Genomic DNA, 16,334 nt, shown 5'->3' on the forward strand with positions numbered 1-16,334 from the left:
GAGCGGGATTTTCTTAATTTGCCGATTCACTGCTTTTAATAAAAAGATCTCCATTTTCAACGGTAATGGTTACTTGTTGGTTTTCATGGATATTCCCTGATATAATTGCTTTTGCTAATCTCGTTTCTACTTCCCGTTGAATATATCGTTTTAGCGGACGCGCACCATAAACAGGGTCAAATCCATGTTCGGCGATAAATTCCATCGCCTTTTCATCTACGTCCAGTCGAATTTGCTGATTGGAAAGTCTTCCTTCCAATTCCTTCATTAATTTAACGACGATTTGCTTAATAACCGAGTAACTTAACGGTTTAAATAAAATGACCTCATCGATCCGATTTAAAAATTCTGGTCGGAAATGAAGGCGTAATTGATCAAAGACCGCATTTTTCGCTTCATCAACAATTTCCCCATCCTTTACTCCTTCCAGTAAGTGTTGGGAACCGAGATTCGATGTCATGATAATGACCGTATTTTTGAAATCGACGGTTCGTCCGTGGGAATCGGTGATTCGTCCATCATCGAGCATTTGTAACAAAATATTAAATACTTCCGGATGGGCCTTTTCAATTTCGTCAAATAAAACGACAGAATACGGTTTTCGACGTACCGCTTCCGTTAGTTGACCTCCTTCTTCAAATCCTACATATCCTGGAGGTGCACCAATTAAACGGCTGACGGCATGTTTTTCCATATATTCCGACATGTCGATTCGAATGATTTGGTCTTCACTATCGAATAAATTTTGGGCGAGTGCTCTTGCTAATTCGGTTTTTCCGACACCCGTAGGGCCGAGGAAAAGGAAGGAACCGATCGGCCTTTTCGGGTCTTTAATACCGGCTCGGGCACGTAAAATGGCATCGGTAACGAGGCTTACTGCTTCGTCTTGTCCAATCACCCGTTTTCGGATAATTGCCTCTAACCTTAATAGTTTTTCCCGTTCGCTTTCGACGAGTTTTGTAACAGGGATTCCCGTCCAGCGAGCAACGATTTCAGCAATTTCTTCTTCCGTCACTTCTTCACGTAATAACCGGTCATTTCCCGTTTGATTGACCCGCTCCTCTAGGGCTTTCAATTCCTTCTCTAAGGCAGGAATGCGTCCGTGGCGAAGCTCTGCTGCCTTGTTCAAATCATATTCATTTTCCGCCTGTTCTAATTCGCGATGTAGTTTTTCCAATTTTCCCCGTTTTTCTTGAACCGCTTGAAGTCCTTCTTTTTCCAATTGCCAACGTGCACGCATTTCATTCGCTTCATCTCGAAGTTCCGCTAACTCTTTTCGCAAAGCTTCCAGTCGTTGTTGACTCGCTATATCTTTTTCTTTTTCTAATGCCGCTTCTTCAATTTCTAGTTGCAATACTTTTCTCGTTACTTCATCCAGTTCTGTCGGCATCGAGTCCATTTCCGTTCGAATGGTGGCACAAGCTTCATCCATTAAATCGATCGCTTTATCCGGTAAAAATCGGTCGGAAATATAACGATCGGAAAGGGTGACGGCAGCGACTAAAGCCCGGTCATGGATTTTGACCCCGTGATGAATTTCATAACGTTCCTTTAATCCCCGTAATATGGAAATCGTATCTTCCACAGTCGGCTCTTGAACGAGTACTTGTTGGAATCGCCTTTCCAATGCTTTATCTTTTTCGATATATTGGCGATATTCATCTAACGTCGTTGCACCGATACAATGCAATTCTCCTCGGGCCAACATCGGTTTTAACATGTTTCCAGCATCCATCGCACCTTCCGTTTTCCCCGCACCGACGATCGTATGTAATTCATCGATAAAAAGAAGAATCCGACCGTTACTTTTCTTAATTTCTGTTAAAACCGCTTTTAATCGTTCTTCAAATTCTCCCCGGAATTTGGCTCCGGCAACTAAAGCGCTCATATCGAGGGCGAAAATGGTTTTATCCTTCAAACCGTCCGGAACATCTTTTCGAACGATCCGCTGGGCTAATCCTTCTACAATCGCCGTTTTTCCGACACCCGGTTCACCGATTAAAACCGGATTGTTTTTCGTCTTTCTCGAAAGGATTCGAATTACATGGCGAATTTCACTGTCACGGCCAATTACCGGATCCATTTTACCCGATTTGGCTTTTTCCACTAAATCCCTGCCGTATTTTTTTAATGCTTCGTATGTTGCTTCTGGATTTGGCGTTGTCACCCTTTGATTCCCCCTAATGTCTTTGATTACTGACAAAAGTTTGTTTTCCGTTACACCTTGTTGTTTGAAAAGTTTTCCGACGGGTGTTTGAAGTTTGACAGCTGCGTAAATAACATGTTCGACGGAGATATATTCATCTTGGAAAGATTCCATCCATTTTTCGGCCTCTGTCAGTAGCCGTTGAAACTGATTCGTAATATAAATTTTTCCTTGTTCAACACCCGTCCCGGTCACTTGTGGTTTTTGATTCAAAAGCTTTTGACAATCGACTTGAAAGGTTTGTTCATCCATATCCAATTTTTGAAAAATGGAGTGGAGGATGTTTTGATCATCTTCAAGAAAAGCGAGGAATAGATGGACATCATCGATCTCCTGATGATTATTTCGAATAGCGATCGATTGGGCTGTCATTATTCCGTTTTGCAATCGTTCCGTCATTCGATTCAGATCCATACGTAACTGCTCCTTTTGACTATATTTGACCTTTATACTTTATTATATTCCACCTTTTTTTAATATGCAAAAGGAAAAAGAATAGAGCATATGTCCAAGTTAAAATTGGAATCATTTTTTGCCAAATGAAAGAATTGGTCATAGAAAAAAGTTTAAAAAAATAAATGAAAAAGGAATCAGAAACGTTTGAATTCTCTTCGTAAATCCTGAAAAAAATATCCCATGATTTGAAAAGACTCATTTCGTTACTTCACCTCGTTTTTCCTTATAGTCGATTCAAGTTTGCTAACAGGGAAAAATCAAACCTTTGTCGAAAATATAAAGGTATAAAGGATTCATCAATTTTAACGTTTGCTTCGTGCAATTTTTTCTTATGATTTCCAGCTTTCGAAAGGGATTTACACTTATTTCAAAGAAAAAATGGGGTGAAAAGGATGGAGGAAAAAACCCGTTGGCTAAAAGTTGATGATGGGGTAGAAATTTTTATAAAATCGTGGGAATCCACTCAAAAGCCGAAAGCTATTATACAAATCGCCCATGGAATGGCCGAACATATCGAACGATATCACGAATTCGCAAAATTTTTTGTTACTAAAGGATTTTTAGTCGTTGGAAATGACCATCGAGGACATGGGAAAACGGGAGAAAAGGAGGGGCGGCTCGGGTATTTAGCGGATGAAGAAGGATTCGAACGGGCAGTGGATGATTTACGTGCGGTAAATTTAATGATTAAGGAGGAGTTTCCTAAAGCTCGTATTTTTTTAATGGGGCATAGTATGGGCTCCTTTTTCGTAAGAAGATATATTCAAAAATATGCAAATAGCATACACGGTGCCATCATCTCCGGCACTGGTGGAAATCCCAGAATAGGTGGTAAAATTGGCAAATGGATTGCTAAACGGGAAATTAAAAAAAGGGGAAGGATGGCCGAGAGTCCGACGATCCAACGACTCATCTTCGGTTCCTATAATAAAAAATTTAAGGACGATTCGTCACCTTTTGCTTGGTTAACTAGGGATACAGAAATTGTAAAAACGTATATGAACGACCCATTTTGTGGATTTACATGCACCTCTGGATTTTTTTACGATCTTTTCACCGGTTTAGAAACGATTCATCAAGATGAAAACATTAGAAAGATCCCGAACGATTTTCCGATGTTTATTTTCAGTGGTGAACAGGATCCTGTAGGAGGAAATACAAAGGGTGTCAAAAAAGTGATTCGTCAATATGAAAAAAACGGTTTAACGAATATTCAAAGCATGTTTTTCCCAAAGGGTCGACACGAAATGTTAAATGAATTAAATAAGGAAGACGTTTATGAACATATTTTCCATTGGATCGAAAATCAAATAAAATAACAAATCTCATCTTTCCTTTAACACCTTCATGGATAGAAAAAGGAAAACGGCACGATTTAGCCAATTTTCGTGCCGTTTTTTACTGGCTCATCCGGTTTTAATAATACCACATCCCCTTCCTCCGGTATTCCGCCAAGGACTAATACTTCTGATTTAAAACCGGCGATTCTTCGCGGCGGGAAATTTGTTACAGCTACTACCTGTCGTCCAACTAACTTGTCCACCTCATATCGTTTTGTTATTTGTGCAGATGATTGTTTTATGCCTAAGTCTCCGAAATCGATTTGCATTTTTATGGACGGTTTTCGAGCTTCAGGGAAAGGTTCTGCATGGATGATTGTTCCGATTCGAAGATCCAATTTTAAAAAATCATCAATCGTTGCCATAGGCTACCCTCCAATTCGTTTTATTCGTAATTTATCACAATTGTCAAAAAAAGAAAAGAATTACTAATATATTTTTAAAAAAATATAAAGAACAATAAATGTATTATGTTAAGTAAATTATTTGTAAAGAAATGATAAAAACCGTTGCTTATATAAGTATTTAATTATATAGTAATATACGTATGGAAGGAGGGTCAGTGATGAAACCATCAATAAGTATGGAGCAGGCATCGAAAATATTAAAATTACTCGGGGAGAGAAATCGACTTACGATGATGAAAATGCTGGAAGCTCGATCGTTATGCGTCTGTGAATTTGTCGAGCTGTTCAATATTAGTCAGCCTGCCATTAGTCAACATCTTCGCAAGCTAAAAGATCTCGGATTAATTCAGGAAGAAAAGAAGGGCCAATGGGTTCATTATTCCATTAATTCGGCATGTGAATATTATCCGTTTGTTAAAAATATCCTTGATTCATTACCCGACCAATTCGAGATAATCAAAAATTCGAACGTCCAGTGCAATGTGAGTGAGGATTCGATGTTAAGGAAATAGTCTTATTTTAATTTCTACAGAAAATGAATTAAATAAAGGAAGTGTAAGGACATGACAGAAAATACGACAGCAAGTATGGGTATATTCCAAAAATATTTAACCGTTTGGGTCGCCCTTTGTATGGTTGGTGGCGTATTGATTGGTGAATTTTTGCCCGCGATCCCCCAATTTTTAGGGAAATTTGAATATGCGAATGTGTCGATTCCGATTGCTATCCTTATTTGGATTATGATTTATCCGATGATGATGAAAGTTGATTTCCAAAGTATTAAAGATGTTGGGAAAAATCCAAAGGGATTGTATTTAACGTGGGTCGTCAATTGGTTAATTAAGCCCTTTACGATGTTTGGTTTTGCGGCATTCTTTTTTTACATCGTCTTCGATCAGTTGATTCCGACGGATTTAGCCAAAGAATATTTGGCGGGTGCGGTATTACTCGGAGCTGCGCCGTGTACTGCGATGGTATTTGTTTGGAGCTATTTAACGAAAGGCAACGCAGCGTATACCGTCGTTCAAGTTGCGACAAACGATCTAATCATTATGATTGCCTTTATTCCAATCGTCAAATTTTTACTGAATATTGGTGATGTCACCGTTCCTTGGGATACGCTTATTTTATCCGTCATTCTTTTCGTCGTCATTCCGCTTTTTGGAGGGGTATTGACGAGAATGTACGTGACGAAAAGGAAAGGTCTCGACTATTTTGAAAATGAATTTTTACCGAAATTTGATGGGGTAACGACGGTCGGATTATTGCTCATGTTAATTTTGCTCTTTTCCTTTCAAGGGGATATTATTTTACAATCTCCACTACACATTTTATTGATTGCCATTCCCTTGACCATTCAAACCGTTTTTATTTTCTTCATTGCCTATTTAAGTGCAAAATGGATGAAATTGCCCCATCCAATTGCTGCACCTGCTGGGATGATTGGTTCTTCGAATTTCTTTGAACTTGCTGTTGCAGTGGCTGTAAGTTTGTTCGGGATGGATTCTCCTGTTGCTTTAGCGACGACGGTTGGTGTTTTAACGGAAGTACCCCTTATGCTTATGTTAGTGAAAATTGCAAACAATACTCGACATTGGTTTCCAGAAAGTTCAAAAGGGGAACTAGCTGTTTCTTAATAAAATAAGGAGGTAATGTGAAAATGAAGAAAAAAATGTATTTATTATGTACGGGAAATTCCTGCCGTAGCCAAATGGCAGAAGGATGGGCAAAGAAATATTTATCCGACAAATGGATTATCCGGAGTGCTGGAATAGAGGCTCACGGATTAAACGAAAAGGCAGTTAAAGTTATGAAAGAAATAGGAATCGATATTTCCAACCATAAATCGGAAGTAATCGATCCGACTTATTTAAATCAGTCTGATCTTGTTATTACCCTTTGTTCCGATGCTGATGAACGTTGTCCGATGACACCACCCCACGTTAAAAAAGTTCACTGGGGATTTGATGATCCAGCAAAAGCTACCGGATCGGAAGAAGAGGTTTTAAAAGTGTTTCGACGTGTTAGAGATGAAATTGGTGAACGTTTTTATCAATTTGCAAAAAACGAAGAATTTACTTATTGATCCGAAGAAAAGGAATTACATAAAACGAGATAGTCCGATCATTCATTTGTGCATATAGGTATATTCAAGCTTAAAGGATGTTGTAACTTGACATTCTTTAAGCTTTTTTATGTAAACTTCTTCCAATATGATGGAACTGCTTTTATTACAAGATTCTATATTTTTGTTGCATAGAACCATGGGAATTTTTGATAATGAAAAAATATGAAACTTTTTTTCCGTTCAGTCGTCAAATATACATGAGAGGGGAAAATGGATGAAATATGTACATATTAATAAGTTTTCCCCACCTTGACATCTTTAAATAATGTAGTATATTTAGTTAAATGTAAAGATGATTTTAGTTTCATAGTAAAAAAATCATATAGAATACTCATAAGTTCAGCGATTTTTCGTATGCTTATTTAAGGGAAATTTCATATACAAATTTGTCTTTACCCATAAATCGAATAATATAATATATACGAATGGGTTATTGTAAAGAAAGATGGTGTGAATATGTATCCTTTTTCAAAAAAACAAATATTTTCAAATCAATTTTTCGTTTTTTTCACAATTGCCGTTGTTTTTCTTTGGATGAAAACGTATTTTACGCAAATCACCCAGTTTCATTTAGGGGTGGAGGGGATTTTACAGCAATTTCTTCTGTTCATTAATCCTCTCGGTTCAGCGATCCTATTTTTAAGTATTGCCTTTTTGTTTAAAGGGCGAAAAAAATACATTGTGCTTTTGATCATCGACCTATTTTTATCGATTTTATTATATGCTAATGTTGTCTACTATCGTTTTTTTGATGATTTTATTACGTTACCGACTATTTTCCAAACACAAAATTTCGGCGATGTAAGCGGCAGTGTTCCTGCGTTAATGAGACCGTATGATTTTCTGTTTTTCATCGATTGGGTTATTTTGCTATTGCTTGTTATATTGAAGTTTTTCAAAATGCCGACCTCTGAGTTGGGAAGAAAAAAAGTATTTGCCATTATTTCACTCGCTTTAGGTATCTCTTGCTTAAATCTCGGTTTAGCTGAATCCGATCGACCCCAATTGTTGACGAGGGGATTTGACCGAAATTATATCGTCAAATATTTAGGAATGTACAATTATACGATTTATGATGCGGTGGAAAGTACGAAAGCCTCCGCACAACGGGTGTTGGCCGACAGCAGTGATATAACAAAAATCATCAACTATACGAAATCGAATTATGCGGAACCAAATCCGGAATATTTCGGAATTGCTGAAGGGAAAAATGTAATATACATCCACTTAGAGTCGATGCAAAACTTCCTGATTGATTACAAATTAAATGGTGAAGAAGTAACTCCATTCTTAAATTCATTGGCGAAGGATCCGAATTCCCTGTATTTCGACCATTTTTATCATCAAACTGCTCAAGGGAAAACAGCGGATGCGGAATTTATGTTGGATAATTCCTTGTATGGATTGCCTCAAGGGGCTGCTTTTATTACGAAAGGTAGAAATACGTATCATGCAGCTCCAGCCATTTTAAGTAGTTACGGGTATACTTCTGCTGTTTTCCATGGAAATTCCGGTAGTTTCTGGAATCGTAACGAAATTTATAAATCTTTTGGATTCGAGCACTTTTACGATATCGATTACTTCCAAGTTCAACTGGAAGAGGATTTAGCGGAATACGGTTTGATGGATAAACCGTTTTTCCACCAATCCATTCAATATTTAAAGACTTTACCACAGCCCTTTTACACGAAATTTATAACGGTAACTCACCATTATCCGTATAAATTAGATGAAAATTTAGCTACCATTGGAAAACATGTAACTGGAGATAAATCGGTCGACAATTATTTTCAAACGGCCCGATATGCTGATGAAGCCATTGAACAATTTTTCAACGACTTAAAAGAGGCAGGATTGTACGAAAATACCATTTTCATCTTATACGGTGACCATTACGGCATTTCTGAAAACCATAATGAAGCGATGGAAACTGTACTTGGAGAAGAAGTAACGCCAACGGTAAGTGCGGATTTACAACGAGTCCCATTAATTATCCATATGCCAGGTCTCGAAGGAAAAACGATTCATACGTACGGTGGACAAATTGACTTGTTGCCAACGGTTCTTCATTTGCTAGGTGTCGATACGAGCGATTATATCCATTTTGGAACCGATCTTTTATCCAAAAATCATAAGGAACTTGTCGCCTTTAGAAATGGTGATTTCGTCAGTCCAGAAGTGTATTCGGTAGATGGAAAATTTTATGACCCAATTACGGGAGAAAAAATAGATGATTCGTTACTTGATTATAGTAAGGAATTAAAACAACTGGTGGAAGAACAGTTACATTTGTCTGATCAAGTGGTAAATGGTGATCTTTTACGATTTTACACACCAGATGGTTTTGAACCCGTCGACAAAAAAACCATAAATTACAAAAAAGATAGTGAATAATTGAAACCCCAGAATATAGGAAAATACATCTTTCCTGTATCTGGGGTTTTCGTTTTGTTTGTAAAACATTCGAAATGCAAAATTTGTACTTAATTTCCCATATGTATATCAATCGATCATCCAATTCCCATTTTCCACCCCCTATTTACGACCGTTAATGATGAAATAGAATTCGTAAAAAATCGGTAAAAAAAAGTAACTCCTTATTTTATAATCTTCTCGTCTGTTGAACACAATCCCCGAGTTTTATTTTCCAACTGCATTTTCTCCAATTCTAATCGCATTTTTTCCGTTTCTAACAAATAGTTTTCATGTTTTATCTGTTCCAATTTCACTTCTTCTTTTAACATTTCATTTTTTAATTTTAATGTTTTTCTTTTGTGATCCGTAATAATGCCAATGATAGCCGGAGAAAATACGGCGATGATAAAAACAATGGGAATCAATGCCCACTCCATACGACCCCTCCTCGAATGTCCTTTTTTGATTATATTTTATCATTCTCATAGTAGGAAAAAAAACCCTTTTTAAAAAGATTCGATATTTAAGTTTTGTACCTTTCGGAAAATGATTATCCGTTTCCTCCTTAAGACGGAAAAACATTATGTACAAATGAAAACGGTTTTAGCCTACCATGGATACAGGAAAGATGAAATGCAAATGAAGTTAAAAAGGGAGGACGAACAAATGAAACGCATTTTATTAGCTTGTTCTGCAGGTATGTCGACGAGCTTGTTAGTGTCAAAGATGAAAGAAGTTGCTGAGCAAAAAGAAATAGAAGCGGAAATTTGGGCGGTTGCTCAAGATAAAGTGATGACCGAAATGAAAAAAGCAGATGTCCTTTTAATTGGTCCACAAATGCGATTTATGAAACGAAAATTTGAACCTATTGCACAGGAACAAGGAATACCGTTAGAAGTGATCGATCCAATTGCATACGGAAGAATCGATGGAGAAGCAGTTTTGAAGCTTGCCATTAATTTAATGGGCGAAAATGAATGAGAGGTCAGGAGGAGTTCCAATGAATAAATTAATGAATTATTTAGAAAGAGTATTGTTACCGATTGCAGATAAGTTGAATAATAACCGGTATTTGACTGCCTTACGTGACGGATTTATGATCGCTTTACCATTTATTATTTTTGGTTCCATCTTTGTAGTTATCGCGAATTTCCCGTTTTTAGATAAAGTTTTAAGTGAAGATGCACTAACAGCTTACAGAACTGCTTTAGGTCCAGCATCTAGCGCTACGCTAGGAATTATCGGTTTGTTTGCTATTGTAGGCATAGGGTATAAGTTGACGGAGCATTACGGATTAGAGCCAATCTACGGAGGGGTTGTCGCACTTGTTTCTTTCCTTATTTTAAATCCTCAAGAACTCGATGGTGTATCCGGTGTAATTCCAACATTTATTCTCGGTGCTCAAGGAATGTTTTTAGGAATTTTCACAGCATTTTTTGCAGCAGAATTGTATCGGTATTTCGTAAAGAAAAATTGGACCATTAAAATGCCTGCCGGTGTACCTGGATCGGTTTCCAAATCCTTTAGCGCATTGATACCGATTGCCATGACCTTATCTATCTTTTTAGTTGTACGGATTTTGTTTAGCTTGACTTCTTATGAAACAGTTCAAAACTTTATTTATACCATTATCCAACAACCGTTAACAAAACTTGGAAGCGGACTGGCGGCGACGATAGTAGCTGTTTTGTTAATTCAAGTATTCTGGTTCTTCGGTCTTCATGGTCAAATTATTATTAACTCAGTATTTGACCCGATTTGGTATGCGTTAAATGACCAAAACTACCAAGCATTCCAAGCGGGTACGGAACTTCCAAACGTCGTTACAAAACAGTTTATCGATACGTTCCTCGTTGGAATGGGTGGTTCAGGTATGACGTTGGCTGTTGTCGTATTGATTTTCTTAATTGGTCGTAGCCGACAAATCAAGGAATTAGGTAAACTCGGTGGACCGGCTGGTATATTTAACGTCAACGAACCGATCATTTTCGGTCTTCCAATTATTATGAACCCGTTAGTCTTAATCCCTTGGTTACTTGCTCCAGTTGTCATAACGATTATTACGTATTTTGCCATGTCGACGGGACTTGTTCCGAAACCTGCAGGGATTATCGTACCTTGGACGACACCGATTGGACTTAGCGGATTTTTAGCGACAGGAAACGCATGGCAAGGGGCCGTGTTACAAATATTCAACTTACTTGTTGTAATGGGAATTTGGTGGCCATTTTTGAAAATCTTAGATAAAAGTTACTATGAAACTGAAAAAAGTGGTATACAACATAAATAAATCGATTGAAACAAATATATAAAGATGGCTCCTTGAATGGGGCCATCTTCAATTAAACATACGAAGAGTAGTTTGGAGTGAATATAATGGATCAAATCACAGAAATTGCCTTTCAAATTATATTACATGCAGGAAACGGCCGTTCCAGTGCCATGGAGGCCATTCAAGAAGCGAAGGACGGAAATTTTCAAAAGGCAGATCAGTTAATCGATGACGCAGGGGAAGAGCTTGGAAAGGCCCATAGTTATCAAACAAAATTGTTACAAGAAGAGGCAAAGGGCAATGGAATTGATGTAAATGTTATGCTCATTCATTCCCAAGACCATTTAATGACAGCCATGACAGTACGGGACTTAGCTTCAGAATTTGTTGAATTGTACCGCAACAAATAACAATTTTACAAGGAGTGGTTTTAATGGCAAATGAATATACATTTCCAAAGGGATTTTGGTGGGGAAGTGCTACAAGTGCAACCCAAATTGAAGGTGCGGCCAATGAAGGTGGGAAGGGACCGAATATTTGGGATTATTGGTATAAAAAAGAACCGAACCGTTTTTTTGAAAATGTCGGACCTGAAAAAACATCAGATTTTTACCATTTATATAAAGAAGATATCCAATTAATGAAAGAGATTGGCCATAATTCCTTTCGAATGTCCATCTCATGGTCCCGATTAATTCCGAATGGAAAGGGCGAAGTAAATGAAGAAGCAGTAACTTTTTATAATAACGTAATTAATGAATTAATCGACAACGGTATTGAACCTTTTGTGAATTTATTTCATTTTGATATGCCCTTAAAACTCCAACAAGTAGGTGGTTGGGAAAACCGGGATGTTGTAGAAGCATATGCGGATTATGCTGAAATTTGTTTCCGCCTTTTCGGTAATCGGGTGAAAAAATGGTTTACATTTAATGAACCGATTGTTCCCGTTGAAGGTGGGTATTTATACGATTTCCATTATCCGAATATCGTTGATTTTAAAAAGGCTGCACAAGTGGCTTTCCATACGGTCCTAGCCAGTGCCAAAGCGATTGAAAGATTTCGGAAGGAAAAGGTCAGTGATGGTAAAATCGGGATTATTTTAAATTTAACCCCTTCTTATCCGAGAAGTCAAAATCCGTATGATTTGAAAGCATCACGAATTGCAGACTTATTCTTTAATCGAAGTTTCCTCGATCCGGCTGTTTTAGGAGAGTATCCTGAGGAATTGATCGAAATTTTAAGGGAGCATGGACAACTGCCTGTCGTACAAGATGGGGATTTGGAATTTATTAAAAATCATACGGTCGATCTCCTAGGCGTGAACTATTATCAACCGCGACGAGTAAAGGCAAAAGAACATTTGCCAAACCCGTATAGTCCCTTTATGCCTGATTGGTTTTTCGACAATTACGAAATGCCTGGAAGGAAAATGAATCCATATCGCGGTTGGGAGATCTATGAAAAGGGAATTTATGATATAATGATAAACTTAAAAGAAAACTACGGAAATATCGAATCGTTTATTTCTGAAAATGGTATGGGTGTCCAAAATGAAGAACGCTTCTTAAAAGATGGAATGATTCATGACGATTATCGGATTGAATTTATTAAAGGTCATTTACAATGGTTGCATAAAGCGATTGAAGAAGGGGCAAATTGCAAAGGATACCATTTATGGACATTTATGGATAATTGGTCTTGGTGTAACGCATATAAAAATCGGTACGGATTCGTTTCCGTCGACATTACGACACAAAAACGATCGTTAAAGAAAAGTGCCCTTTGGTTTAAACAAGTTTCCCATAACAATGGTTTTTAAAAAGTAGTAAAAAATTAAACGGAGCTTAGGTTCTGGTCGAGAAGGATCAGAACCTTTCCCTAGTTTGAAGGGAGGGATGAATGTTGAATACTCGGTTTATGACGATATTAAAAGAATTGATGACAGCAGAGGAACCCTTAACCGCATCTTATTTAGCAAAGTTGAATCAAGTAACGGCGAGGACTACCCGGGAAGATATTAAAAGGCTATCATCCTTTCTATCTGAACACGGAGCCGAGATAAAATCGACGATGGGAAAGGGATACGAACTTAAAATCCATGAAGACGCTCCCTTTCGAAAAATGTTGCAATCGATTTCTAATAAATCGACAGTGGCTATCCCGAAAACGCCTGAGGAACGGATTCATTATATTATGCGCCGTCTGTTGTTAAGTGAAGATTATATGAAAATGGAAGATTTGGCAGACGAATTGTATATTAGCAAATCGACCATTCAAAATGATTTTAAAACGGTTAAGAATATTTTAAAAGAATATAATCTCTCATTACAATCCAAACCGAATTACGGGATGAAATTAGTTGGCTCTGAATTAAAAATGCGATTTTGTATGGCGGAATATATATTTGATCGAAAAAAAATCCACCTACAGAACTTTTCAAATACAACGATCGACAAAAAAGAAATGGACATGATCCAACAGATTATATTGAAACAAATTAAAAAACATAAAATTTTACTTTCCGATATTGCTCTAAATAATTTATTGATTCATATCGAAATCGCTTTCAAACGAATAAAAAGTGGCCATTACGTCACCCTTTATAAAACAGATGTCCAATCGATTAAACAACAAAGGGAATATGTCGTCGCTACAGAAATTGCAAGAGAAGTCGAAAAAACATTCCACATTCAATTTCCAACCATTGAAGTTGCTTATATCGCCATCCATTTAATGGGAACGAAAGTAGTGACGAACACGACGGAAAATGTAAAAGAAATGATTGACGATGAAATATATGATATCGTACGTTTTGCCTTGGATCAAATTGAAAACGAACTCCAGCTTGGCATCCGATTCGATCAAGAATTGATATTTGGGTTAAGTCTTCATTTAAAACCAGCGATTAATCGCTATAAGTTTGGGATGAATATACGGAATCCGATGCTTTCGGATATTAAGAAAAACTATCCCCTTGCCTTTTCTGCAGCAGTCATTGCCGGTAGTGCCATTGGGGAATTAACCGGAACAGAAATTGACGAAAACGAAATCGGTTATCTCGCCTTACATATCGGCGCTGCGATCGAACGGAAAAAGATGCAATCGGGTCCGAAGCGATGTATCGTCGTCTGTGCATCCGGATTTGGAACCGCCCAATTGATATATTATAAACTAAAGGCGTATTTTGGGAATAATTTGGAAGTCGTGGGGACGACCGAATATTACAATTTACATGATATGAATTTACGGGATCTTGACTTTATCGTAAGTTCCATTCCAATTGAAGAATCCTTTTCGATTCCGGTCATTGAAGTGAATGCCGTTTTAGGTGAACAAGATTTGAAAAAAATCGAAACGTTTATCGTTGAAAAAAACCAACCGTTACAACATTATTTTTACAGGGAATTTATGTTTTTAAGACAAAACTTTTCTACGAAAGAGGAAGTTTTGCAATTTTTGAATGATGAATTAATGAAAAAAGGACTAGTGGATGAGACCTTTCTCGAATCGGTATACGAAAGGGAGAATGTAGCACCGACTTCCTTTGGGAACTTAGTTGCCATTCCCCATCCGATCACACCAAAGACGGAGAAAACCTTTATGGCCGTCTGTACCTTAGAAAAACCAATTGAATGGAGTGGGAAGCCCGTTCAACTCGTTTGCATGCTTTGTGTAAAAAAGAATAGTCAGGAAGATTTACAAGAAATGTACAATCTGATGATTCATATTATCGATCATTCCGAAATCGTTGATAAATTAATTAAAGCTAAATCCTATGAAACATTTATGAAAATATTATTGGAAAAAGAATTAAGATAAACATGATGGGGATTTTGCGTTAAGATTGGATGAATTAATCACAAGAAAAGAGTTTTAGCTTATTTAAACAATCACCGATTCACAATTAGGAAAAATCATGTGGAAAAGTCCAAGGGGATATTTTTGAAGATTTCTATGAATTATTTTGCTATTCGTTACACGGATATAATGAAAGGGGAAGAAAGAAGAGTAGAAAAAATCCCGGCCGGTTTCGGTCGGGTTTTTTCAGTGAGTGGTTTGAATTCCTCGATTCCATTCATTTAAAAAGTCGCCAATTTTTTCTTTATTAATGACTACATCTGCATACATATCAAAGGAAGTCGATTCCATATTCACAATCATTAATTTCGCTCCACTTTCTTTTGCAATCAATGGGAACTGGTTCGCTGGTGTAACGGAAAGGGATGAGCCGAGGACGATGAACAATTCCGCCTTTTGTGACTCTTCCAAAGCCCGTTGAAATGCATCTTGAGGCAGTGGCTCACCAAATAATACGACGGATGGACGCAAGATTCCCTCGCAAGTACAGTAATAGTCTTTATGAACGTATTGTTCACTATCGTATTCTTTTCCACAAGACTCACAATGAAGTTTTTGCAACGTACCGTGTAGTTCGATTACTTGTTCACTTCCTGCTTGTTGATGGAATCCGTCGACATTTTGAGTAATAATCGATTGAACCAATCCCTTTTTCTCCCATTCTGCTAAAATGTGATGTCCTTTATGGGGACCAAATTCTTTTACTCCCAAAACCCGTTCTCTGTAAAATTCAATAAACTCTTCCACATTGTGATTTAATGCATCGATGGAAGCAATTTTTCCCGGAGCTTTTTTCTTCCATAGTCCTGTTTTTTTCGAGCGAAAATCAGGCAACCCGCTTTCTGTTGACATGCCTGCACCGGTAAAGACGACGGTGTAATTTGAATCGAGAAGCCAATGTTTCCATTGCATCGATGTCACCCCCGTTGAAAATGAAAAGCATTGAAAAAAGCGACCTATTATAGGTCACATCTAAAAAGATTGGAATGAATTAGAATTTTTTACATGGACCTTGAAAAACCTTCCATCTTTAGTATGAATAAAAAGAATCGAAAAATCAATAATTCATATTTTACAAAAACGGTTATTTGTTCGTACCGTTGGACCTGTTTATTGGTAATGTTAATTATCCTCCTTGAAATCGAACCATCTTCAGCTTAGATCATTGACAGAACGAAAAATATATGATATGACAAAATGTGTATTAGCACTCGATTATTCAGAGTGCTAAATCTATGACCTATTTTTG

The 16,334-nt window shown here is 37.3% G+C and carries 14 protein-coding genes; 10 read left to right on the forward strand and 4 right to left on the reverse strand.

All coding sequences use genetic code 11. From position 1 onward, the window contains the following. Positions 1 to 13: 13 nt before the first annotated feature. Positions 14 to 2,620, reverse strand: a complete 2,607-nt coding sequence (clpB, locus tag OE105_RS04770; protein WP_275421595.1) for an ATP-dependent chaperone ClpB — start codon at positions 2,618 to 2,620, stop codon at positions 14 to 16. A gap of 434 nt (positions 2,621 to 3,054) precedes the next feature. Here clpB and OE105_RS04775 point away from each other — a divergent pair, with 434 nt between their 5' ends. Beyond that, positions 3,055 to 3,981: an alpha/beta hydrolase gene (locus tag OE105_RS04775; protein ID WP_275421596.1), complete on the forward strand. Its 927-nt coding sequence runs from the start codon at positions 3,055 to 3,057 to the stop codon at positions 3,979 to 3,981. 56 nt (positions 3,982 to 4,037) lie between these two features. Here OE105_RS04775 and csaA read toward each other — a convergent pair whose 3' ends face one another. After that, the gene (csaA, locus tag OE105_RS04780; protein WP_275421597.1) at positions 4,038 to 4,367 is read right to left on the reverse strand and encodes a chaperone CsaA; all 330 of its coding nucleotides are present in this window, start codon (positions 4,365 to 4,367) and stop codon (positions 4,038 to 4,040) included. A 200-nt stretch (positions 4,368 to 4,567) separates the two neighbouring features. Here csaA and OE105_RS04785 point away from each other — a divergent pair, with 200 nt between their 5' ends. The 4 genes from OE105_RS04785 to ltaS all read left to right on the forward strand — a co-directional run bounded on the left by OE105_RS04785 (position 4,568) and on the right by ltaS (position 8,931). Next, complete coding sequence (locus OE105_RS04785) at positions 4,568 to 4,921, forward strand: ArsR/SmtB family transcription factor (protein ID WP_275421598.1); 354 nt, start codon at positions 4,568 to 4,570, stop codon at positions 4,919 to 4,921. Between the two features lie 51 nt (positions 4,922 to 4,972). Beyond that, entirely contained in the window at positions 4,973 to 6,046 is a 1,074-nt protein-coding gene (gene arsB / locus OE105_RS04790; protein WP_275421599.1) for an ACR3 family arsenite efflux transporter, read from the forward strand. A gap of 23 nt (positions 6,047 to 6,069) precedes the next feature. Beyond that, positions 6,070 to 6,495 (forward strand): arsenate reductase (thioredoxin), encoded by a 426-nt coding sequence (gene arsC / locus OE105_RS04795; RefSeq protein WP_275421600.1) that lies wholly within the window; start codon positions 6,070 to 6,072, stop codon positions 6,493 to 6,495. Between the two features lie 498 nt (positions 6,496 to 6,993). Continuing rightward, a complete protein-coding gene (ltaS, locus tag OE105_RS04800) occupies positions 6,994 to 8,931 on the forward strand; it encodes a lipoteichoic acid synthase (RefSeq protein WP_275421601.1) in 1,938 nt (645 codons plus the stop codon). Between the two features lie 203 nt (positions 8,932 to 9,134). On the opposite strand, the gene OE105_RS04805 is transcribed toward ltaS, so the two are convergent. Beyond that, positions 9,135 to 9,389 carry a hypothetical protein gene (locus OE105_RS04805; protein WP_275421602.1) on the reverse strand — a complete coding sequence of 85 codons (255 nt, stop codon included), beginning with the start codon at positions 9,387 to 9,389 and terminating at the stop codon, positions 9,135 to 9,137. 229 nt (positions 9,390 to 9,618) lie between these two features. Between OE105_RS04805 and OE105_RS04810 the strand changes: the two genes are divergently transcribed. The 5 genes from OE105_RS04810 (at position 9,619) to OE105_RS04830 (ending at position 15,046) form a co-directional block, all read left to right on the forward strand. After that, the gene (locus OE105_RS04810; RefSeq protein WP_275421603.1) at positions 9,619 to 9,933 is read left to right on the forward strand and encodes a PTS sugar transporter subunit IIB; all 315 of its coding nucleotides are present in this window, start codon (positions 9,619 to 9,621) and stop codon (positions 9,931 to 9,933) included. Positions 9,934 to 9,952: 19 nt separating this feature from the next. Continuing rightward, on the forward strand, positions 9,953 to 11,242 hold the full coding sequence (gene celB / locus OE105_RS04815) for a PTS cellobiose transporter subunit IIC (protein ID WP_275421604.1): 1,290 nt from the start codon (positions 9,953 to 9,955) through the stop codon (positions 11,240 to 11,242). A gap of 86 nt (positions 11,243 to 11,328) precedes the next feature. Then, positions 11,329 to 11,634: a PTS sugar transporter subunit IIA gene (locus OE105_RS04820; RefSeq protein ID WP_275421605.1), complete on the forward strand. Its 306-nt coding sequence runs from the start codon at positions 11,329 to 11,331 to the stop codon at positions 11,632 to 11,634. Positions 11,635 to 11,657: 23 nt separating this feature from the next. Then, positions 11,658 to 13,046: a glycoside hydrolase family 1 protein gene (locus OE105_RS04825; RefSeq protein WP_275421606.1), complete on the forward strand. Its 1,389-nt coding sequence runs from the start codon at positions 11,658 to 11,660 to the stop codon at positions 13,044 to 13,046. An 80-nt stretch (positions 13,047 to 13,126) separates the two neighbouring features. Beyond that, positions 13,127 to 15,046, forward strand: coding sequence for a BglG family transcription antiterminator (locus tag OE105_RS04830; protein WP_275421607.1), 1,920 nt, complete (start codon positions 13,127 to 13,129; stop codon positions 15,044 to 15,046). A 225-nt stretch (positions 15,047 to 15,271) separates the two neighbouring features. Here OE105_RS04830 and OE105_RS04835 read toward each other — a convergent pair whose 3' ends face one another. After that, entirely contained in the window at positions 15,272 to 15,997 is a 726-nt protein-coding gene (locus tag OE105_RS04835; protein WP_275421608.1) for an NAD-dependent protein deacylase, read from the reverse strand. Positions 15,998 to 16,334: the final 337 nt, after the last annotated feature.

The organism is Fervidibacillus halotolerans (assembly GCF_026547205.1).
Lineage (GTDB): Bacteria > Bacillota > Bacilli > Bacillales > Caldibacillaceae > Fervidibacillus > Fervidibacillus halotolerans.